The sequence below is a fragment of the Thiocapsa bogorovii genome (genome assembly GCF_021228795.1).
Classification (GTDB): Bacteria; Pseudomonadota; Gammaproteobacteria; order Chromatiales; family Chromatiaceae; genus Thiocapsa; species Thiocapsa bogorovii.
Map to the genome: position 1 here is coordinate 1,983,572 of NZ_CP089309.1, position 20,697 is coordinate 2,004,268.

17 protein-coding genes and 1 tRNA gene are annotated in these 20,697 nt (G+C 64.1%); 6 read left to right on the top strand and 12 right to left on the bottom strand.

The genetic code is table 11. The annotated features are described in order from the left end of the window. Window positions 1-61 precede the first annotated feature (61 nt). Window positions 62-1,267 (top strand): geranylgeranyl diphosphate reductase, encoded by a 1,206-nt coding sequence (locus tag LT988_RS09015; RefSeq protein ID WP_232409832.1) that lies wholly within the window; start codon window positions 62-64, stop codon window positions 1,265-1,267. Window positions 1,268-1,286: 19 nt separating this feature from the next. Further along, on the top strand, window positions 1,287-1,553 hold the full coding sequence (locus tag LT988_RS09020) for a hypothetical protein (RefSeq protein WP_232409833.1): 267 nt from the start codon (window positions 1,287-1,289) through the stop codon (window positions 1,551-1,553). Window positions 1,554-1,563: 10 nt separating this feature from the next. Here the strand turns inward: LT988_RS09020 and LT988_RS09025 are convergent, their stop codons facing one another. Further along, window positions 1,564-3,753 carry a GAF domain-containing protein gene (locus LT988_RS09025; RefSeq protein ID WP_232409834.1) on the bottom strand — a complete coding sequence of 730 codons (2,190 nt, stop codon included), beginning with the start codon at window positions 3,751-3,753 and terminating at the stop codon, window positions 1,564-1,566. A gap of 208 nt (window positions 3,754-3,961) precedes the next feature. Beyond that, a complete protein-coding gene (gene ppsR, locus LT988_RS09030) occupies window positions 3,962-5,329 on the bottom strand; it encodes a transcriptional regulator PpsR (RefSeq protein WP_232409835.1) in 1,368 nt (455 codons plus the stop codon). Window positions 5,330-5,474: 145 nt separating this feature from the next. On the opposite strand from ppsR, the gene LT988_RS09035 reads away from it, so the two are divergent. Then, a tRNA-Arg gene (locus tag LT988_RS09035) sits at window positions 5,475-5,551 on the top strand. Between the two features lie 21 nt (window positions 5,552-5,572). Here LT988_RS09035 and LT988_RS09040 read toward each other — a convergent pair. From LT988_RS09040 to LT988_RS09065, 6 genes are all read right to left on the bottom strand, one after another. Continuing rightward, entirely contained in the window at window positions 5,573-6,391 is an 819-nt protein-coding gene (locus tag LT988_RS09040) for a type III pantothenate kinase (RefSeq protein ID WP_232409836.1), read from the bottom strand. Next, entirely contained in the window at window positions 6,388-7,239 is an 852-nt protein-coding gene (locus LT988_RS09045; protein WP_232409837.1) for a biotin--[acetyl-CoA-carboxylase] ligase, read from the bottom strand. The genes LT988_RS09040 and LT988_RS09045 overlap by 4 nt, the downstream gene beginning before the upstream one ends. Continuing rightward, a complete protein-coding gene (locus LT988_RS09050) occupies window positions 7,236-9,077 on the bottom strand; it encodes a M61 family metallopeptidase (RefSeq protein WP_232409838.1) in 1,842 nt (613 codons plus the stop codon). The genes LT988_RS09045 and LT988_RS09050 overlap by 4 nt, the downstream gene beginning before the upstream one ends. A gap of 97 nt (window positions 9,078-9,174) precedes the next feature. Next, window positions 9,175-9,447, bottom strand: coding sequence for an RNA recognition motif domain-containing protein (locus LT988_RS09055; RefSeq protein WP_007191936.1), 273 nt, complete (start codon window positions 9,445-9,447; stop codon window positions 9,175-9,177). Between the two features lie 153 nt (window positions 9,448-9,600). Beyond that, the gene (locus LT988_RS09060) at window positions 9,601-10,890 is read right to left on the bottom strand and encodes a DEAD/DEAH box helicase (protein WP_232409839.1); all 1,290 of its coding nucleotides are present in this window, start codon (window positions 10,888-10,890) and stop codon (window positions 9,601-9,603) included. A gap of 375 nt (window positions 10,891-11,265) precedes the next feature. Then, entirely contained in the window at window positions 11,266-11,673 is a 408-nt protein-coding gene (locus tag LT988_RS09065) for an H-NS histone family protein (protein ID WP_232409840.1), read from the bottom strand. Window positions 11,674-11,974: 301 nt separating this feature from the next. Between LT988_RS09065 and LT988_RS09070 the strand changes: the two genes are divergently transcribed. Then, the gene (locus tag LT988_RS09070; protein ID WP_232406313.1) at window positions 11,975-13,321 is read left to right on the top strand and encodes an IS701 family transposase; all 1,347 of its coding nucleotides are present in this window, start codon (window positions 11,975-11,977) and stop codon (window positions 13,319-13,321) included. Between the two features lie 122 nt (window positions 13,322-13,443). Here the strand turns inward: LT988_RS09070 and queA are convergent, their stop codons facing one another. After that, window positions 13,444-14,517, bottom strand: coding sequence for a tRNA preQ1(34) S-adenosylmethionine ribosyltransferase-isomerase QueA (gene queA / locus LT988_RS09075; RefSeq protein WP_232410546.1), 1,074 nt, complete (start codon window positions 14,515-14,517; stop codon window positions 13,444-13,446). Between the two features lie 149 nt (window positions 14,518-14,666). Here queA and LT988_RS09080 point away from each other — a divergent pair, with 149 nt between their 5' ends. Beyond that, window positions 14,667-15,872, top strand: a complete 1,206-nt coding sequence (locus LT988_RS09080) for an exo-beta-N-acetylmuramidase NamZ family protein (protein WP_232410547.1) — start codon at window positions 14,667-14,669, stop codon at window positions 15,870-15,872. A 33-nt stretch (window positions 15,873-15,905) separates the two neighbouring features. Here the strand turns inward: LT988_RS09080 and LT988_RS09085 are convergent, their stop codons facing one another. From LT988_RS09085 to LT988_RS09095, 3 genes are all read right to left on the bottom strand, one after another. Next, the gene (locus LT988_RS09085) at window positions 15,906-17,330 is read right to left on the bottom strand and encodes a sensor histidine kinase (RefSeq protein ID WP_232409841.1); all 1,425 of its coding nucleotides are present in this window, start codon (window positions 17,328-17,330) and stop codon (window positions 15,906-15,908) included. Further along, entirely contained in the window at window positions 17,327-18,001 is a 675-nt protein-coding gene (locus tag LT988_RS09090) for a winged helix-turn-helix domain-containing protein (RefSeq protein WP_232409842.1), read from the bottom strand. Before LT988_RS09090 ends, LT988_RS09085 begins: the two co-directional genes overlap by 4 nt. Before the next feature lie 186 nt (window positions 18,002-18,187). After that, window positions 18,188-19,726: a Do family serine endopeptidase gene (locus LT988_RS09095; RefSeq protein ID WP_232409843.1), complete on the bottom strand. Its 1,539-nt coding sequence runs from the start codon at window positions 19,724-19,726 to the stop codon at window positions 18,188-18,190. A gap of 342 nt (window positions 19,727-20,068) precedes the next feature. Here LT988_RS09095 and LT988_RS09100 point away from each other — a divergent pair, with 342 nt between their 5' ends. Then, window positions 20,069-20,644 carry a copper-binding protein gene (locus LT988_RS09100; RefSeq protein ID WP_232409844.1) on the top strand — a complete coding sequence of 192 codons (576 nt, stop codon included), beginning with the start codon at window positions 20,069-20,071 and terminating at the stop codon, window positions 20,642-20,644. Window positions 20,645-20,697: the final 53 nt, after the last annotated feature.

Below are 20,697 nucleotides of genomic sequence, written 5' to 3' on the forward strand. Positions count from 1 at the left end.
GCGGCACGGACAGCGGTCTTCCCAATACCTCGCTTTTTCCCAACATCAGGGCCAGCAATCGATGACAAATCTTGAAACATTCGACGTTGTAATCGTCGGCGGCGGGCCCGCCGGTGCAACCGCTGCAACCGATTTGGCCCGGCGCGGCCGGCGCGTCCTTCTGCTCGATCGCGGCGGGCGCATCAAGCCCTGCGGCGGCGCCATTCCGCCGCAAGCGATGCGTGAGTTCGAGATTCCCGAATCCATGCTGGCGAACCAGGTCAACTCAGCGCGAATGGTCTCCCCGTCCGATCAGCGTGTGGACATGCCCATCAACGGCGGCTACGTCGGCATGGTGGATCGCGAGCATTTCGACGAGTGGCTTCGGGAACGCGCCGCGCAAGCCGGGGCCGAGAGACGGACCGGAACCTTCGAGGCGGTCGAGCGCGACACCGACGGTACGGCACTCATCCGCTATCGACCGGGCGCCGGGCGCAGCGGCAACGAGTCCGAGCGGGTCCGCGCGCGCGCCGTGATCGGCGCCGACGGGGCACACTCGTCCGTCGGCAAGCAGTGTGTGCCGGGCGCAGACATGATCAAATATGTCGCCGCGTATCATGAGATCGTGCGGACCCCGGCCAACGGCGGTCCGGCCGATTTCGACGGCACGCGCTGCGATGTCTACTACCAAGGCGACATCTCGCCGGACTTCTACGGCTGGGTCTTCCCGCACGGGGACACGACCAGCGTCGGTGTGGGCACTGCGGTCGAAGGCTTCTCTCTGAAAAGCGCGACCACCGAGCTGCGGCGGCGCGCCGGATTGGAGCACGCCGAGACCCTACGCCGGGAGGGCGCGCCCATCCCGCTGAAACCGCTCAAGCGCTGGGACAACGGACGCGATCTGGTCCTGGCCGGCGATGCCGCCGGTGTCGTGGCTCCCGCCTCTGGCGAGGGCATCTATTACGCGCTGGTCGGCGGACGGCTGGCCGGGGACGCGGTCGACACCTTTCTCGCCACCGGCGATGCGCGTGCGCTCAAGACGGCACGGGCGCGCTTCATGAAGGCACACGGCAAGGTCTTCTGGGTGCTCGGGATGATGCAGTACTTCTGGTACTCCAGCGATAAGCGTCGCGAGCGCTTCGTGAGCATGTGCAAAGACCCGGACGTGCAATCTCTGACCTGGGATGCCTACATGAACAAGCGTCTGGTCCGCGCCAAGCCGGCGGCCCATCTGCGGGTCTTCTTCAAGGATATGGCGCACCTCTTGGGCTTCGTCTCGGCACGCTGATGCGAGCACCTTGGACATCATGGCCGAGCTCTTCGCAAGCGGGCGCTTGATCGATCTGATCCTCGGCCTGGTGCTGGTGGAGGCGATCGCGTTGGGTGTCCTTCACCGTCTGACGGGCAAAGGTGTCGCACCGCGCGATCTGGTCGGACTGCTCCTCGCGGGCGCCTTTCTCTTGGTCGCGGTCCGTCTGGCCTTGACCGGCGCCGAGTGGTTCTGGATCGGACTCTCGCTGGGCTTGGCTCTGGTCGCTCATCTCGCCGATTTGGCCCTGCGCTGGCGAACCTGACCCAGCCGCGTCAGTTGCCGATAGGCGGATCGTCCTTTGTGTTCTGCGCCGAGTACCAGGCGAGGTGCTCGAGGAGCTGCGTGGTCCGGTGCACCGAGGACTGAACTGCATCGACCAAGGCGGGCACGCGACCTAAATCGACGCCGTCGGTCACCTCGAGCGCGGCAAGCTGCGCATTCCCGACAATCGCCGAAAGCAGCTCGCGGTACATGGGATTGGCACTCCACTGCAACTGCTGGCGCATCAGTTTTTGCTGTTCCAGCAGACCCGCCTGAACCCGATGCCGGGCATCCTCGGCGCTCTTGCGCTCGCTCAGATCGGTGAGCAAGATCACGAATCCCAAGACACTTCCCGGCGATGAAAAGACCGGATCGGCGCGCACCAGAAAGGGACGAAGGCCGATATCCCTGGTGTTCAACTCCACCTCGCCGCGCCAAGCCCGACGATGGTTCACCAATTCGTTGAGGCGGCGGCGAGCCTCCGCCGGCTCGGAGAACAGGGCGAGCAGATCATCAAGACACTGCGGCGGCGGTTGGTCCGGATGCAGGAGTCGCTCGAAGGACTGCGTGGTCAGTAAAAAGACGCCATCTGCATCGGCGATCAGGATGGGCTGCTCCGAAACACGAACCTGAGAGCGAACCTGAGCGAGCTGCGCTTGGGCGATCAGCACACGGACCGAGCGAAACTGCTGGATGACATCCGCCACGGATTCGCCGATCAGCCTGGCGGTCGCTAGATTTGCGGAGGTCCAGGGGTCGGACGTGCCCTCCACCACTTGGTGCCATTGCGCGAAGGAGCGCCGCGGCGAAAGCTGCGCGGGATCGTTTCCGCTGAAGACAGGCTTAAAGGGATTGCCACCCCAAGTAACGGTCCTAACCCGCTCGGGACGACACCAGATCAGGTATTCGCCCATGCAGCTCGAGACCGGCGCGGCGAGGATGCCGCTCGCCACCGGGGTCAGATCCGCAAGGCGCGGCTCATCGCGCCGCAGCGAGGCGGTCGCCATCACAGCACTCCGCGGTTGAGTGTCGAGCCAGGCGCCGATCTCGCGCAGGTCCCGAGTTCCGGGAACCTCTCCGGTGGTCAGAATGCGGCCGTCGCAAATCAAGGCCGCTCCCGCTGCATCGACGGTCTGAAGCAAGGTTCGGGGATCGTCGAAGAGGGCGGATGTCCAGTCACCCTCGCGCGAAATCGCCTCCACCATCCTCTGCTCGAGGCGTCGGACCGATAGCTCCGCCTGAGCCTGGACAAAGCTCTCCAAGGCAGCGATGCGTGTCGCCACCGCCTCGGCCAGTAGCTCGCAGACGGCGCGAATCTCGTACTGCACGAAGCGCGGCCCGCGGTGATGACACGCGATCAGCCCCCACAGCCTGCCCCCGACCAAGAGCGAGGCGACCAGCGTTGCCCCGACACCCATATTCTTCAAATATTGGATGTGGATCGGCGACATGCTGCGCAGGCTGCACAGCGACATATCCAGATCCTCACCCGTGACGGGCGATGTGCGGGGGTGGATGCGCACCGGTTCGTAATCGACGTCGACCAAGAGGCGGATCCGGTTGCGCTCGTAGAGCCGTCGAGCGATTCGAGGGATATCGGAATCCGGGTAACGGTTTCCGAGGTATGCCTCGAGCTCGGGCTCGCGCTGCTCAGAAAGAACCTCGCCGTGACCCTCGTCATCGAACCGATAGACCATGACCCGGTCGTAACCGGCGATCGACTTGAAGATCCGCGCGGCCTCGTCGCACAAAGACCGCAACGACGCCGAAGCGATGATCGTCTGCAGCGCGGCATTGATCCGAGCCGATAGATCGACCGCGGCCCCCGACGGCTCGAGCTCGACGACCAATCCACCCGCCGGCGGACGATGCACGATGGCATCGAAATCCCGCTCCGGGCGCACCCCCACCGGTGTTCGCAACACAAGCGGGATCTGCGCCAGATTATCGCCGAGTCTAGGACGAACCCTCGCTGCCAGCACCGGCACCAGCTCGTCGAGGCGGGCCCCGATCAGATCCCGGTCGATCCGCAAGAGTGAGCCTGCATTTTCGCTGACCTGGATCACAACAAGATCCGGCTCCGACAGAACGATCAGGGCACCGTGCGGCTGGATGGATGCGGCGAGCTGAATCTGCTCGCGTTCGCAATTGGAAAGATCGGCGTACCCGAACGCCGGTGAGGAGGAAAGATCGGGGGTCAATTGGACTGCGCTCCGATGCTTAAACCGCGCCCGGCGCGGTATGCGATGTTTCTGGATGGTATCGGCCCCGGCAGACTTGACGCCCGTTGGAGTCGGCGCGGTTTAAGATATTAAAAAATATACCATTTAAAACGCGTCCACGCTAAGGGTCGTGGATGCAACAAACGTCGAGCTCACTCGAAAACGAGCATTTCGCTGTGGACGCGGTCTAGGTTCGACTTCCCGGATCCGTAACCGTGTCCGGATCCATACCGTACCGCTTGAGCTTGACGTAGAGACTCTGACGACTCAACCCGAGCAGGTCGGCGGTTGCGGTACGATTACCGCGCGTGAGCTCCAACGCCTCCTCGATATAGTGCTGCTCCAGCACGCTGATCGCCTCGTCCACCAGCGCACGCAAGGGACCTTTGCCGATCCGCCCGCTCAGGGCGTTCAAGCGTCCGCCGAGACGCTCGTCGTTGTCTTGTCGCGGCAGGCGCCTGCCGACATCCCGGAACAAGATTCCGATCGACGACGGTTCGGTGTCCAAATCGCCGGCCGCCGAGATCTCCACCTCCGTCTCGCCGCCGAGCTCGCCGCGGAGCCTGGTCGAGAACGGACGAACGACGCCCAGTCGGGCGATCGTCGTCAACAACACGCTCATATCCGCGCCCGGTCGATCGAGCCAACGTCCTAGGCTTCGTTGCAGCACCCCGACCGAGGTCGGCATCTGAACGAGGTCGAGGAAGGATGGATTGACCCAGCGAATCAGGCCACTTCGATCGGTCACGACGAAACCATCGGGCAAGCGCTCGATCAGGACGTCGGCAAACGCTCCGTCGGCAGTCTGTCGAGACGTCGACGCGGCCTCAGTGGCTGTCAGTTGAAGAAGGTACAGTGAACCGGCCTCGGACGCGAGCCGCGAAGCACGCACCATCCAAGCCGCTCGCTCCGCTCCCAGATGCAGCAGGATCCCTGGCGCGCTGCCTTGATCGTCAAGCCGTTGGAGCATCGCGTAAAAGAGGTCGCGCTCGCCGTCGACCAACTCGCCGGCAAAGTCTTTGCCGACCAACGGCCGCTGTGATCCGCTCGGACCAACGAGGGCACGCGATGCAGCCGGGTTGACGTCCTGGATCGCCAGACCGTCGACTCGCAACAGAATCACCGCATCGCTCGAGGATCCGAACAAGAGCCGATACCGGGTCTCGACCTCGCGCAGCTTCCAATAGTCGCGCTCCATCGTCTGCTGCGCCTCCACAAGGCGCGTCTGCAGCTCGGTCACGGCCTGGAGACTGCGGCCGATAGCGACCAGACCGGCATCGCCACCCAAACGCACGGCGGTATACTCGATCGGAAGACGCAACCCGGATGGAAAGATCTGATTGACCTGCCTGAAGGCCGAGACGCCCGAGTCCCGCGCGTCATCGACGAGGCTCTGCAGGCTCTCGCTCCCGACCGAATCGACCGTCTCCGCCCAAAGACGCCCGACCCAGGCGTCCAGCGCCTCGCCGCGGAACGCGGGCGACAACGCTGCTCGCCGGATCACGCCGACGTGATCTAGGAAGATGGTGACGTCGGGCTGGGCCAGATGGGTCATGGATATGGACGTATGAACTTGATCACGCTTCAATAATCACCGCTTCGCGGTTGGACTTCAACCGATATCGGTCTGAATCGTGATCGTGACCGGTGCCTGCAGTCATTCCCCGGGTTACACTAATCCCTGCGGTTCTCGACAGCACGCCCTCGTAGCTCAGTTGGATAGAGCGATCGCCTCCTAAGCGGTAGGTCACAGGTTCAAATCCTGTCGAGGGCGCCAAATCCGCGTCAACAAGCGCCTTCACTGGACCTTCCCAGCACCGGGAGCCGACTCACCCGATTCGGACCCACCCAACGCGTCGGACACGCATCCGATGTCCACGACTTCGCCCGAGACGACCTCGCTGAGTCCGCGCAAGACCAAATCAGGCACCACCCGGCAGGGCCGATCCATCGCCGGGACCAGACGCTCGGCGTCGCCGCCGGTCAAGATCAGCGCCGGCGGCGCCTGTGTCTCCTGCCGGAGTCGGTCGTAGAGCCGAGTGGCGAGGGCCGCAAGCGCCTGAAGACTGCCGGCCGCAACGGCGGGGCCCGTATCGACCGCCCAGGGTTCGTCGGTCGGCTCGGAAGCGATCCGCGGAATGAGGGTGCCGGCCAGAAGGCTCGCACGCATCATCTCGACCCCCGGGAGAATCAGGCCGCCGAGATGACGGCCATCGGCAAGCAGGAGGTCGAAAGTGGCCGCCGTTCCGGCATCCACGACCAGCACCGCCTCGGCAACCAGGCGGTGGGCGGCAACCAAGGCGAGCCAGCGGTCGACACCGAAGCGCTCCGGATCACGATACGCGATCTGGAGCGCTCCAAATCGCGCTCGGGTCTGCACGAACTCCACGTCGAGACCCCAATAGGCCCGGGTCGCGCGGCCGATCGCTGAGGCGACCGATGCGCCGCCCACGTTACTCGCCACGACACGCTCGGGGGCATCGAGCCGTTCCCAGTCGGCCAGAAGGTCGATCGGCACCGCCCCGCCGTGGCGCACGATCCGGACCTCGCCGTGAGTGCCTGCGCCCGAGAGAGTCCAGCGCAGGTTGGTATTTCCAATATCAAGCAGAAGCATCATCGATCGTCCCCGACCTCGCCTCTCAAACTGACCTCCCCCGCATGGAATCGCCGTTCCCCATCGGCGGTATCGAGCCGTAAGGCACCGTCCGACGCGATCCCGAGCATCCTGCCCCGAATCTCCCGGTCCGCGAGCAGCAGGCGCACCTGCTCGCCGCGAAAGGCATCGAACTCGTCCCAGAGTGCAAGGAATGGGTTCAGACCCTCCCGACCGAAGCGTTCGAAGGCATCGATCAGGGCATCGACGAGCAGCGCCGCCAAGACGTTGCGGTCAATTCCCGGACCACCGAGCACTTCGGCAAGATCGACCCACGGCTGGTCGATGGAGCGGCCTTGATCAGGCGTCATCCGCACATTGATCCCGACCCCAACCACCAGAGCACTGGGGCCTTGGGATTCGCCGGCCACCTCCAAGAGCATCCCGCCGAGCTTGCGCCGATCCCAGAGCAGATCGTTCGGCCATTTCAACGCAAGTCCCTCTGCGCCGCTGCGATGCAGCACGTCCGCGACGACGGCGCCCGCGACCAGGCTGAAGCCGCCCAGCACAGCAGGCGGAGCGCTGTATCGCCAGAGCGCGGACAGATAGAGGTTCGCGCCGAAAGGGGATATCCAGGGACGCCCGAGACGCCCCCGTCCGGCGGTTTGGCACTCCGCAAGGCACAACGTTCCGGAGGGCGCACCCGCCGCAGCCTCGCGCATCAGGGCGCGATTCGTCGAGTCGATCTCGGTGTGAATCTCCAGTCGTTCCATTGCCCGGCGAGCGGTTGGGGACAGCGCCGCCAGAATCCGCTCGGCATCGAGGAGATGAGGGGGCGCTTTGGCGTCATGAAACCTCGAGCCGGATGTCACGCGTCGCCATCCCCGTCGGAGCGAACGACACTGGCAAGCCACCGCGTGCGGGCCTCGAGCACTTGCGGCGACACCCCATCCAAGAGCATCAAGTCACAGGTATCAAAACGCGCCGGAGCCGGGATGGCCAGCACCTCGATCAACTCGTCGCGCCGGAAAAGATGGAGCCTGACCCCGGACGGAGCGGCAGCACGCGCGACCAAGGACTCCAAATTCTCCGCGGTAGCACGCAGGCCGTCGACCGCGACCACGACATCTCCAGGAGCGATACCCGCACGCTCGCCCGGACCGTCGCGGATCACGTTCTGGACAATCGCCTCGGCGGCGCCTGGACGCAGACGCAGATCCAGGGTCGGGCGCGCTTCCCGATGATCGAAGTGCTCCGGACAACCGCCTTGGTCCTTAGGCCCATCCGAGGGGCGCAGGCGCATCGCGATCCCGACGCCCGCCAAGAGCGGCTCCAGATCGAGCTCCTCGGTCCCTTCCAAGGCGGTCGAGAAGAAGCCGCCGAGATCGAGCCCAGAAACCTCGGCCGCAATCGCTTCGACCCCATGCTCGGGCACGCCGAGACCGGTACGGCCATAGCGACCCCAGAGCGCGCGCATGACGTCGTCGAGCGATACCCTGCCCTGCGTGCCGTCGCGAATGGTCAAGTCCAACGCGAGTGCCATCAAGGCGCCCTTGACGTAATAGCTTACGATCGCATTCGGCGCATTCTCGTCTTGCTTGTAGAACTTGGTCCAAGCATCGAAGCTCGACGCAGCCAGGGTCTGCACCTCGCGCCCGGGGGTTCTCGCCAGACGCGTGATGGTCGCGGCGAGCAAGCCGAGATAGGTCCGGACATCGATACGACCGCTGCGCACCAATGCAAGCTCGTCGTAGTAGGACGTGATGCCTTCGAAGGCCCAGAGCGTGCGTGTATGAATCTCCCGATCCAGCCCGCCGTTCATAAGCGCTAAAGGCCGAATGCGTTTGACATGCCAGAGATGAAAATACTCGTGGCTGCATAGGCCTAGAAATCGGACATAGGCGTCGGTGGGCTTCTCGTCGTTCGGATGCGGAAGATCGTTCCGAGAGCAGAGCAGACTGGTCGAGAATCGATGTTCCAATCCGCCGTATCCCTCTCCCAATGCCGTGACGAGAAAGAGGTAGCGATCGATCGGCAATTCTCCGAACAGGGCCGCGTGCTCGCCACAAATGCGCAAGAGATCGCTCTCGAGTCGCGCCTTATCGGCGTACTGGCGGCCCGTGATCGCCATGCGATGCGGCACACCTGCAAGATCGAACGCGACCCGTTCAAAGCGACCCATCTCGACGGGATGATCGATCAGGTCATCGTAATTCTCAGCGCGATAACATCCGAAACCACGCACATCGATCTGCTCGGGCGTAAGGCTGGTGGCAACCTCCCATTTCCCCTCGACCCGTCCATCCGCCGGTAATAGATCGACCAGACAGCGTCGGTCGTCCATACCGCGAACCCGCATCAGGAGAACCGCCCCGTTGAAATAGGCGTGCGTCGTATCGAGATGCGCTGCTCGAACAGAGAGATCCCAAGCGTAGACCTGATACCGCACCCTGATTGCGCTGCCCGCCGCCCGACAAAACCACGTTTGTTTGTCGCGCTTTCGACACTCAAGCGGTGTTCCGTCGGCCGATTCGGCGACGAGCGTCAGAACATTCCTGGCGAAGTCCCGAATCATATAACTGCCGGGGATCCACGCGGGCAGAGAGAGCTCGACAAGCTCGGCCCCCGAGCTCGGGATCTCGATATCGACTTGGAACCGGTGTGCTTGCGGAACGGCGGGGCGAACGCGATAAATCAGGTCGAGCGACATCAGAGCAGGAGGTGTCGTGAGGGGTAATTTGTTTTTCGGCGATTCGAGTCTGGCATTGAGGACGACCTCGGGGCATTGCCCCGAAGCCGGAGTCAGCTTACCAGCGCGGCCCGCGTGAGGGGCGCTCACCGCGCGGCTTGGCTTGGTTGACCTTCAGGTTCCGGCCTTTAAGCGGCGTCTCGTTCAGCCCCTTGATGGCGGCATCGGCCTCGGAGTTGTTCGGCATCTCGACGAAGCCAAAGCCTTTGGACTCACCAGTGAACTTGTCGGTGATCAAGTTCACGCTCGAGATCTCGCCATAAGCGGAGAATGCGGTCTTCAGCTCGTCTTGGGTCACGCCGTAGGCCAGGTTGCCAACGTAAATATTCATTATTCAAGAGTTCCGTGAGAGCGCATTGAAGAGAAAGAGAGAACGGTCGAAAAATCAATACGCAACTGATTCGACAGTCTTTGCCCCCAACCGTTGGAGACGAAGGTGTGGCGGGACCGGAGCGATCCGGCTCCCGCGGTGCTCGTCAAAGACCTACGGCGTTGCGCCGCGCCCGCGGCGGTCGCCCCCACGCCAGGGACGTTTCCCGGCCGCTGAAGCGGCGGCCGTTAGCGGCTTGCGTGCCGGCCGGTTCTGGCCTCGCGAGTCGCGGCGACCGCCCAGGCTGCGATCGGGCTCGGACTCGGGAGGAATCAGAGACGGCTCGAAACCGACCACGGGATCCAGCGCGATCTCCTTACGCAGGAGACGCTGAATTCCTTGAAGCAAACCGCGTTCGTCATGACTGACCAAGGACAGCGCCTTTCCGCCTGCGCCCGCTCGACCGGTCCGCCCGATGCGATGCACATAATCTTCGGCGACGTTGGGCAACTCGAAGTTCACCACTTGGGGCAGATCGACGATATCCAATCCCCGCGCGGCGATATCCGTCGCCACCAGCGCTCGAACGCTGCCGCGCTTGAAATCGTCCAAGGCGCGCGTTCGAGCCGACTGGCTCTTGTTGCCGTGGATGGCCGCGGCGGTGATGCCCTCTCGCCCGAGGTGCTCCACCAGCCGATTGGCGCCGGCCTTGGTTCGCGTGAAGACCAGCACCTGGTGCCACTCCTCGCGACGGAAGAGGTGCGCGAGCAGATCGCGCTTGCGGGCCTTGTCCACGGGATGAGCCGCCTGAGTGACCGTTTCGGCCGCCGTGTTGCGGCGTGCGACCTCGATGAACTTCGGGCGCTTGAGAAGCCCGTCGGCCAGCCGTCTGATATCGTCGGAATAGGTCGCCGAAAACAATAGATTCTGGCGCCGCTCGGGGAGGAACTGGATGATGCGCCGGATGTCGTGGATGAAGCCCATGTCCAGCATGCGATCGGCTTCGTCCAGCACGAGCATCTCGACGCGCGACAGGTCGACGGTGCGTCGGCCGGCGTGATCGAGCAGGCGGCCCGGTGTTGCGATCAAGACGTCGACACCCCGCTGCAGCTGATTGATCTGCGGTTGCATACCGACACCACCGAAGACGATGGCCGATCGCAAAGGCAAGTGCAGGCCGTAGGCGTGCACACGCTCCCCGACCTGGGCCGCCAGCTCGCGCGTCGGCGTCAGGATGAGTGCACGCGGGTGACGTTGCGGGTGCCCCTTCTCGGAGAGACGCTGCAGGAGAGGCAGCACGAAGGCCGCAGTCTTCCCTGTTCCGGTTTGAGCCCCGGCAAGTAGGTCATGACCGGCCAGAATTTCCGGTATTGCCTGCAGTTGAATCGGGGTCGGGCGGGCGTAACGCTGCGTTGCTACGGCACGCAGCAAGTCGGCCTGAAGGCCGAGTGAATCGAATGACATTGAAACTCCTGAAACCGGCCTAAGACCGCGCAAGCGCGGGACCGGCCTAGGCAGAAAAAGAGGCGTTCGAGGATGAAGCCTTGGGAAAAGGTGGGGTCAGCCGCGAGACGACGCATCGACCGGATGATGCGAGAAGTGGAGTCTACGCGACGCGCCCAATGAAAGCCAGCGCCGTCGGTAGCCTATTTATCTTGCATTTTTCGCATCGGGATTTTGGAGCCCGCTGCAACCTGCGGCCTCCCGGTATCGAAATCTTCACCGACATTCCATCTCGGCATCCGAGGTCAACATCGGCTCGTGCGACCGAGCCAAGCCCGCACGATGCCAAAATGGATGCCGAGATGGTGCCCGGCAAATCGCCGGAGCAATGGCGCCTTAGGCGTCGACCGCTTGGAGATAGCTGGATTTGAAGGCTTCGCGATCGGCCTTCGAAGAAGGGTCATAGCCCTGCTCCGCCATTTTCTGCTTCATCCAGCCGGGAAGCACGCCGCGCACATAGACGTTGTCCGAATTCTCCGGATCGACATATCGCGTATACTGCCGCCCCCCAGTAGAGGCGCGCCGGACCGACGCGCCTGCACGCCGGCGCTTGGATTCCACAAGAGGCAGAATGTCTTCCAATTCGTAGCCGTATTGGGCGATCAGGCCCTTGATCTGTTGAGCGACTTCCGATTTCGCTTCTTGACGGCGCACTTCCAGTGCGCGCTTCAGCTCGGCCTTGCTGCTTTCGATTTCGGCAAGCTGCTGCTGAATCTCGTCGACGCTAAGGTTAGCGTACTCCACGTGATATACCTCCAAAACGGGTAAAGGATGATTCCCGAAAAGTCAAACGAGCCGTCATGCGGCTCGATCCTGCATAATTTATGCGATTTATAATGGATGTCAAGCAGAAAGGGTAAAACGCGACCGGATGAGATGCTCCGATCGATCCATCGAACATCTTACTCGACTTTGGCCATTTCCGGGCCTCGGCGGAAGCGCCGCGAGGCGCCGGGAGCGACGGTGACAGACCCGATTGATGTGGCGGCAGAGGGCCGCGGACGGTATCGTCCGATGTCGACCAAAACCTCGGACCTGCCCGCGGATGTTCCCTCTGCCAGCCTCGATTGTATCTGTTCTGCAGCCCTTTGCCTGCCTGTTCACCGCGCCGACCCTGGCGCATCTGCACGTCTTGCTCACGGGAACGCTGCTGGCGCAAGGACCACGCACGGTGACGGCGGCACTGCGGGCGATGGGGCTGAGCGCGGAGCGGCGCTTCGAGCGTTACCACCGGGTGCTGAATCGGGCGCGTTGGTCGTCGCGCCAAGGGGCGCGGATTCTGCTGGGGTTGTTGCTCGGGATGTTGCCGGCGCAGGTGCCGATCGTGGTGGCGGTCGACGAGACGCTGGAACGGCGCAAGGGCGCGCGCATTCGAGCGAAGGGGATGTATCGCGATGCGGTGCGCTCCTCGCGCGGCAAGGTGGTGACCTGTTTGGGGCTGGAGTGGATCTGCATGGCGTTGTTGGTGCCCGTGCCGTGGAGCACGCGGCCTTGGGCGCTGCCCTTTCTCACCCGCTTGGCGCCGTCGAAACGGGCCGACGAGGCGGCCGCGCGGCACCATCGCACGGTCGTGGAGCTCACCATCGGGATGGTCTGGCTGGTCTCGCGCTGGCTGCAGCAACGCCGCTGGATCCTGCTCGGCGACGGCAGCTACTCCTGCATCCAGCTGGGGTGGGAAGTGCTGGCTGCGCAAGCGACCCTGATCACGCGCCTGCGCCTGGATGCACGCCTGTTCGCCTTTCCCGAGCCGGTGCCCGCCGGGCGGCGCGGCCCCAAGCCGAAGAAAGGCGGCGTACTGGCCAAGCTCGCCACACGCGAGGAAGCGGCGCACACCCGAGGCGAGGAGGTCGCGATTCAATGGTACGGACAGCCCAAAACGCTGCGCCTGCTCAGCGAGGTGTGTCTGTGGCACACCGCGGGATGGCCGCCGTTGCCGATTCGCTGGGTGCTCGTGGTCGATCCCGAGGGCCGGCTGCCGACGCAAGCCTTCTTCACCACCGACCTGAACATGGCGCCGGCCCGCGTCGTGGAGCTGTTCGTCCAGCGCTGGTCGCTCGAGGTCACCTTCGAGGAAGTCCGTCGCCACCTCGGCGTCGAGACCCAGCGCCAGTGGAACGACCTGGCGATCGCACGCACCACGCCGATGCTGATGGCGCTGTTCTCGCTCGTCTGTCTCATGGTCTACCGGTGGCGCGAGCGCTGGGACGCCCTGCCGCGCTCCACGGCCTGGTATCTGAAGTCCCACGCCACCTTCTCCGATTGCCTGGCCCTGGTGCGGCGCACCATCTGGGCCGAGGAGAATTACGCCTACTCACGGTCCGAGGGGGAGATGGTCCTAATTTCGTCCAAGCGACTCGATCGCCTGCTGGAACAGCTCGCGGCGACCGCCTAGATTGGCCAAAGTCGAGATCTTAAAGAGCCGCTCAGTCGCGCAGCTTCACGCAGATGCTCGGCTGGGTCGCACACACGGATTGAGCAATTCGGAACCGAATCGGACACGCCGGGAAAGGAGACTCATCGGCTCGATGATTGGTCGAGCATCGCATCCTCCTGCGCCGTATCCTCGGCATTACGGCTCAGAAACATCGCATCGCCGTAGCTGAAGAACCGATACCGAGCCTCCACGGCATGGCGGTAGGCATCCATCACGGGACGATAGCCTGAAAAGGCGGAAACCAACATCAGCAGTGTCGATTCTGGCAGGTGGAAGTTGGTAATCATCGCGTCCACCACCCGAAACCGATAACCCGGCCGAATAAAGAGACGACTGTCGCCCCGAAAAGGGCGAAGCTCGCCTTCGGCCGCGGCGCTCTCGAGACTCCGGACGCTCGTGGTACCGACCGCGACGATACGCCCACCACCCGCGCGCGTCGAATGGACTTGACGGCAGACCTCTTCATTGACGTCGATCCATTCCGCGTGCATCTCATGCCGATCGAGGTCATCGACGCGAACCGGCTGGAAGGTTCCTGCGCCGACATGCAATGTCACCTCCGCGAACGCGACGCCCATCTCCCGCAGACGGGCCAACATGGCCTCGTCGAAGTGAAGGCCGGCCGTCGGAGCGGCGACAGCCCCGCTGTGACGAGCGTAGACGGTTTGATAGCGCGCATCGTCAGAAGCGTCGTCCGGACGCTGGATATAGGGCGGCAAGGGAATGTGGCCCTGCGCCGACATAAGGTCGGCAAAGCTGCCTTCGGTCAGTCCAAGGCGATAAAGATCGCCTTCGCGCCGGCGCACGAGAAGGCGAACGCCCGCGCCGAGATCGATCCAGCGCCCCGGCTTGAGTGACTTACTTGCGCGGACCTGGGCCAATGCCTCGCGGGCCCCGAGGACGCGCTCGATCAGGATCTCGACTCGACCGCCGGTATCCTTGTGCCCGAGCAGTCGGGCTCGCATCACCCGCGTGTTGTTGAAGACCAACAAATCACCCGGCCTCAGCAACCGCGGCAGATCGCGAAAGAAGAGGTCGCGACACCCCTCGCGCAAGGGATCGAGCGCAAGCAACCGCGATGCACCGCGATCGGGCAGCGGGCGCTGGGCAATCAAGTCGGCGGGCAGGTCGTAGTGAAAATCACGAAGGCGCATGAAGCGAATAGACATGAAACAGGTTGCAACGGTCTACGACGAAGGTCTAGAAGCAGGCGGTCGGCGAACGCGGCGGGCATGATAGCACTCGAAGCTCGATCGTCTTCGGTTATCCTTATCCGCTGGATCCCAATGACGCCCGCCTGAATATCGTGAGACTCGGCATCGATCGACTATTGGACGACCCCGCCCTTCATGGGCCGCTTCGAGGCCGCCGCGTGGCGTTGCTCGGCCACCCGGCATCCATGACCGCCGCCGGCCAACACAGCCTGGACGCGCTGATGGCGCTAGGCGACGTGAACGTGACCGCCGCCTTCGGCCCTCAACACGGAATGCGTGGCGACAAGCAAGACAACATGGTCGAGACGGAAGACACCCTGGATTCGCGACACGGTATCCCGGTCTTCAGCCTTTACGGCAAGGTACGCTATCCGACGGGTGCAATGCTCGATCACTTCGATGTCCTACTGGTGGATCTGCAGGACATCGGGACCCGCATCTATACCTACGTCACGACGCTTGCCTATCTGATCGACGCTTGCGCCGCGGCAGGCAAAACCCTCCGGGTCTTGGATCGACCCAACCCCGCCGGACGCCCGATCGAGGGCAGCATCCTGGAAGCAGGCTGGGAGAGCTTCGTCGGCGCAGGTCCGCTCATCATGCGTCACGGACTGACCTTCGGGGAGCTGGCCCGCTGGTTTGTCGCCTACCGCGGTCACGATATCGACCTCGAGGTGATCGCGATGGACGGTTACCGCCCCGAGGTCGGCCCCGGTTTCGGCTGGCCCGCCATGGAACTGCCCTGGATCAACCCCAGTCCCAACGCCGCGAGCCTCAATATGGCCCGCTGCTTCCCCGGCACCGTCCTGTTGGAAGGAACAACACTCTCCGAAGGGCGCGGCACCACGGTGTCGCTGGAGGTCGTCGGCGCGCCGGACCTGGACTTCGAGCGCGTACTCGAACGCATGCGCACCGAATCCGCGGATTGGACAGAGGGTGCCTTGATCCGCCCCTGCTGGTTCGAGCCGACCTTCCACAAGCATGCCGGGCTGCTCTGCTCGGGGCTGCAGATCCACACCGACTATCACGGCTACCGTCACGATCGCTTCAAGCCGTACCGACTGATTGCGCTTCTGTTGAAGGCCGTTCGATCCGAATACCCGGATTATCCGATCTGGCGCGACTTCCCCTACGAGTACGAGACCGAGCGTCTGGCCATCGACCTACTCTCGGGCGGTACCTTCCTGCGCGACTGGGTCGACGACCCGGAGGCCCGGCCCGGCGACCTGGAACTGCGTCTGAGTGCCGACGAGGCACAATGGGCCGAGTCGACAGCGGAGGTCCGGCTCTATTAGTGGAAGGTGAATCATCCGAGTGGCGATTCGACGTTACGCTGCGGGTGAGCGAGCGTCGCGGAAGCGGATCGTCACGAGAAGCCCGTCGGCATCGCCGCCGAGGGCGATGGACGCCTGGTGCAGATCGAGCGCCGCTTTGACGAGGCTCAACCCGAGTCCACTGCCGGGGGTCGAGCGACTGTCGTCGAGCCGGACGAAACGATCGAGGACCCGCTCGCGCGCCTCCGGCGGAATGCCGGGTCCGGAATCGCGAATCGTCAATATCACGCCGTCCTCCCGAGACGCGACGGCAAGCGCGATGGTCCCGCGCGGCGGCGTGTATTTGATGGCGTTGTCGACCAGATTGACCAAGGCCTGAAACAGAAGATCGCGGTCACCCATGACCTGGGCCGGTCCATCGAGTCGAAGCGTTAAGCTCTGGCCCTTCTCGGCCGCGAGCGGCTCGTAGAGCTCGGCCAAATCCTCCATCAAGGCACCGAGATCCACGCGCGCGAAGGCGGCCCGTCGGGCGCCGGACTCGATGCGTGCGATCCGCAGCAAGGCATTGAAGGTCCCGAGCATCTCCTCGGCATCGGCGATCGCCTCGCCTGCGAGCGAGCGAGCGTTCTCGCAATCTTCGAGCTCGTTGTAGAGCAGCTCGAGCTTGGTTCGCACACGCGTCAGAGGGGTGCGCAGATCATGGGCGATGTTGTCCGAGACCTGACGGACGCCCGCCATCAGCTGCTCGATGCGCTCCAGCATCCGGTTGAGATTCTCGGCCAGCTCGTCGAAATCGTCGCCGCTGCCGTTGAGCGGGATACGCCGGGAGAGGTCTCCGGCCATGATCTTGCCGGCGGTCTGATTGATGATCTCCAGCCGTCGCATCACACCGGCACTCATCACCCATCCGCCCAACAAGGCCAAGGCAGCGGTGATGGCCAACCCCCACGCGAGCGCGTCCAGGATGAGGGCGCGCGTCGCCTCCAGATCGCGCACGTCGCGCCCGACCAGCAGCCTGAGACCACCGCGCAGCAAGAAGACCTGTCCGCGGGCCGCATGCTCTTCGGCGCGATCGGGTCCGCGCTCGCGCAGGCGGAATCGGATCCAGCCCTCCGAGCCGGGAAAGCCCGTGGGCCAGCGATCGAGGTTGCCGGCGAGCCGCTCGAGGTTGTCGTCGACCAGGAGATAGACGCTCGAGCCGACCGGATCGCGCGCAACGCGCTCGCTGATCACCGAAGACAGACCGGCGAGACCGCGGCGCCGATACTGCTCGGCCAGCCCACGGATTTCCGCCTCGATGGTCGCCGCGGTTTGGCGGTCCATGTAGCCGGCGGTCGACCAGTAGATAAACGCCATGAGGATGCCGACCGACACGCCGAGAAGCAGCACGTAGAGGACGGCCAGGCGGAAGGTGGAGCTGCGCAGGGTGTTGGCGGCCCGCGCACGCAGCGCCGACGGCGGATGCCCGGTGTCGCTCATGCCCCGCGGAGCATATAACCGACACCGCGGACAGTCTGCAGGAGAGGCGGCTCGAAGTCTTTGTCGATCTTGCTGCGCAGGCGGCTGATATGCACGTCGATGACGTTCGTCTGAGGGTCGAAGTGATAGTCCCAAACCTGCTCGAGCAGCATGGTGCGCGTGACCACCTGGTCGGCATGTCGCACCAGGTATTCGAGCAACCGAAACTCGCGCGGCTGAAGTCGGATCTCGCGCCCGGCGCGGGTCACCTCTCGCTTGAGCAGATCCATCTCGAGATCGGCGACCCGCAGGCACGTCTCCGGCGTGTCGGCCTTGCCGCGACGCAGCAGGGCCTCGAGACGCGCATGAAGCTCGGAGAAGGCGAAGGGCTTGACGAGATAGTCGTCACCACCCGCCCGCAGGCCTGCCACGCGATCGTCGACCTCGCCCAAGGCACTGAGAAAGAGCACCGGCGTGCGGTTACCGGAGGCGCGCAGTGTTCGCACGATGCCCACCCCGTCGAGCCCGGGCAACATACGGTCAACGACCAGGGCGTCGTACTCGCCGCTGGCGGCTTGCAGCAGGCCCGCGCGTCCGTCGGCGACGTGGTCCGTGACCGCGCCGGTTTCGGCGAGGCCCCTGAGTAAATAGTCGGCGGTTTGGCGATCGTCTTCGATCAGGAGGACTCGCATGGGTTGCTCGTCGGGGTTCGGGAATTGGTTATTGGTTATTGGTTATTCGTGGCCGGTTATCGGCGTTCCGGCGAGATAGGATAGCGCGGAATCTGTTCGATCAACCCCCGGGGGCACTCGATCGCGAACGTGCTGTGCGGCAAGGTCGCGATCGAGGCCGGCAAGCGTTGGTAGGTTAGGGATCGATCAGGTTGCGAAGGGAACGGCGATGAAGAGAGGCCGGCCATCCTTCTCGACACGCAGGATCAGGCTGTCGCGCTTCTCGTCGATCGCTTCGCGGACCGCCGCAACGACCTGGTCGGGCGTGTCGACCGATTCCGTCCCGACCATCGAGATGAGACTGCCCGCCTCGACCCCCGCGCGATCGGCCGGGCTGTCGGCCTCGACCTGCGCCACGAAGACACCGGCTGCATCCGCGTCGAGCCCGCGCTCGGCTCGCAGCTCGGGGGTGAGCGGCGATAGATAGAGGCCCAGACGGGGGCGGTCCGACTCCGCGGCGTCTTCGCTCGGCATCGCGGCGATCCGATCCTCTTGCGGCATCGGACCGATTGTGAGCGTCAGATCGCGTGCCTTGCCGTCGCGCATCAGGCGCAGCGTCATGGGTGTGCCGGCCTTGGTCCCTGCCACCAACTTCGAGAGGTCCTTCGCGCTCGTGAGCTGCTGCCCGGACGCACTGAGGATGACATCGCCTGTGCGAAGATCGGACGCAGCGGCCGGACTGCCGGGAATGAGATCCGCGATCAAGACGCCGGTCGCCTCGTCGAGCCCGAGCCCGGCCGCCAATTCTTCGGTCACCGGCTGAATCTGGACGCCCAGCCAACCGCGCTCGACACGTCCGTTCTCCCGAAGGCTTGCCACCACGCGCTCTACAGTTTCGGCCGGAATGGCGAAGCCGATCCCGACATTGCCGCCGGTCGGGGAGAAGATGGCGGTATTCACGCCGATCACCCGGCCCGCGATGTCGAACAGAGGACCACCTGAGTTACCCCGATTGATGGGCGCGTCGATCTGCAGGTAGTCGTCGTAGGGGCCCGAGTTGATGTCGCGTCCGCGTGCGGAGATGATGCCGGCATTCACCGACCCGCCGAGCCCGAAGGGGTTTCCCACGGCCAGAACCCAATCGCCCACGCGCGCTGTGCTCGAGTCGCCGATCTGGACGGTGACCAACGGGCGATCGACATCGATCTTGAGCAGGGCAAGGTCTGTCTTGGGATCGCGGCCGACCACCCGCGCCACATGGCTGGTCCCGTCGTTCAGGACAACAGTCACCTCGCCGGCGCCTTCGATCACGTGAAAATTGGTCACGATGTGGCCGTCGCTGTCGACGATGAAGCCTGAGCCCTGGCCAGTGACCTGGCGGGGCATCGCCCGCCCCGGCTGCTCGAAGAAACGGCGGAAAGATTCCGGCACGTCGGCATCCGGCGGGAGCGTCGGGTGGCCGCGCAGCCCCGTGGGCTGCACACTCTCGGCCTTAACCGACACGTTGACCACAGCGGGGGTGACCCGCTCGGCCACGTCCGCGAAGCTGGGAAACGCGGCGGATGCAGCTCGCGCATCCGCGGGTATGGGTTGATCGGCCGCCACGGCACCGCGGCCGCTCCAGTACAGAGCGCCGGATGCGAGGGCGAGCGCCAGGGTTGCGCTGACGAGCCCGGGATGCCGCAAAGGCAGCCGAGGGGCCACGGCAATCGATCGCGTCGGGGTCGTGATTCGGCGTTGTGACACGGTATTCTCCTGACCAAGAGCCGGGCGACATCGCCATTGAGGCGAATACGCACCGGGAGATTGTTGAACAGGACTCAAAGTATGCGGACGCCTTCGTTGCGCAAGGATGTCCGACATCTTAATTCTTGTTCATCTATCGGGAGCCCCTTCCGGACGCTTGCGGGAGGGGCGAGGACGGGGTACCGTGCGGACGCGGTCAGCACGGCGTCGGCGCTATTCGCAGCTCGGCGGGGATCCGAGAAACCGTACCTTCACGCAATCACCATTCCTTGGGACCGGCAGGGTCGCCGACCCCGAGAGGAAGTTCCGAGCCGATTCGACGGCACAAGCGGAGAACGCATCATGAATGGAAAACCAATGGTCTGGACCTTGGCTTTCGCACTTGCAGGCGGGATCGTCGTCGCGACCTCGACAGCCCGATCGGAGGTGACCGTCATTCCCGTGACAGGCGCCGAGGTGAGCTCGGAGATCAGCGGGACCGTCGAGATCGTCAACGTCGAGCGACGCATGCTCACGATCAAGACACCGGATGGCCGGTTCCAGGTCATCAATGTCCCGGAACAGGTCGGGCGTCTCGACGAGATCAAGATCGGCAACAAACTCACCATCACCGAGACCGAGGCGGTCCTCGTCGATTTGGTCAAGGGATCGGAGGAGCCCGCCGTCGGCACGACTCAGGAGACAGTCGTCGACCGGGAGAGCGGGGCAAAGCCCGCGGGCACCATCACCGATACCATGACCCTGTACGGCCGAATCGCCGCGGTCGACAAGGCCAACCGGAAGGTCAGCGTCCAGGGCGCGCAGGAAACGGTCGACTTCACCGTCAACGACCCGGCACTCCTCGACGAGCTTGCCGTTGGGGACGGTGTGGTCGCAACCTTCATCCGGTCGGTCAAAGGCAAAGTCGAAATTCGCTGAGTGTCGGTCCGAGCATCGGGTATCGTCGCGAAGCAGCGCCGATATTGCCCGAG

Excerpts from the sequence above, each read along its gene's own strand:
- LT988_RS09060 (WP_232409839.1), bottom strand. The coding sequence starts at position 10,890 with ATGTCATTCGATTCACTCGGCCTTCAGGCCGACTTGCTGCGTGCCGTA.
- LT988_RS09020 (WP_232409833.1), top strand. The coding sequence starts at position 1,287 with ATGGCCGAGCTCTTCGCAAGCGGGCGCTTGATCGATCTGATCCTCGGC.
- LT988_RS09090 (WP_232409842.1), bottom strand. The coding sequence starts at position 18,001 with ATGCGAGTCCTCCTGATCGAAGACGATCGCCAAACCGCCGACTATTTA.
- LT988_RS09055 (WP_007191936.1), bottom strand. The coding sequence starts at position 9,447 with ATGAATATTTACGTTGGCAACCTGGCCTACGGCGTGACCCAAGACGAG.
- LT988_RS09070 (WP_232406313.1), top strand. The coding sequence starts at position 11,975 with ATGTTCCCTCTGCCAGCCTCGATTGTATCTGTTCTGCAGCCCTTTGCC.
- LT988_RS09085 (WP_232409841.1), bottom strand. The coding sequence starts at position 17,330 with ATGAGCGACACCGGGCATCCGCCGTCGGCGCTGCGTGCGCGGGCCGCC.
- queA (WP_232410546.1), bottom strand. The coding sequence starts at position 14,517 with ATGCGCCTTCGTGATTTTCACTACGACCTGCCCGCCGACTTGATTGCC.
- ppsR (WP_232409835.1), bottom strand. The coding sequence starts at position 5,329 with ATGACCCATCTGGCCCAGCCCGACGTCACCATCTTCCTAGATCACGTC.
- LT988_RS09015 (WP_232409832.1), top strand. The coding sequence starts at position 62 with ATGACAAATCTTGAAACATTCGACGTTGTAATCGTCGGCGGCGGGCCC.
- LT988_RS09040 (WP_232409836.1), bottom strand. The coding sequence starts at position 6,391 with ATGATGCTTCTGCTTGATATTGGAAATACCAACCTGCGCTGGACTCTC.
- LT988_RS09050 (WP_232409838.1), bottom strand. The coding sequence starts at position 9,077 with ATGTCGCTCGACCTGATTTATCGCGTTCGCCCCGCCGTTCCGCAAGCA.
- LT988_RS09100 (WP_232409844.1), top strand. The coding sequence starts at position 20,069 with ATGAATGGAAAACCAATGGTCTGGACCTTGGCTTTCGCACTTGCAGGC.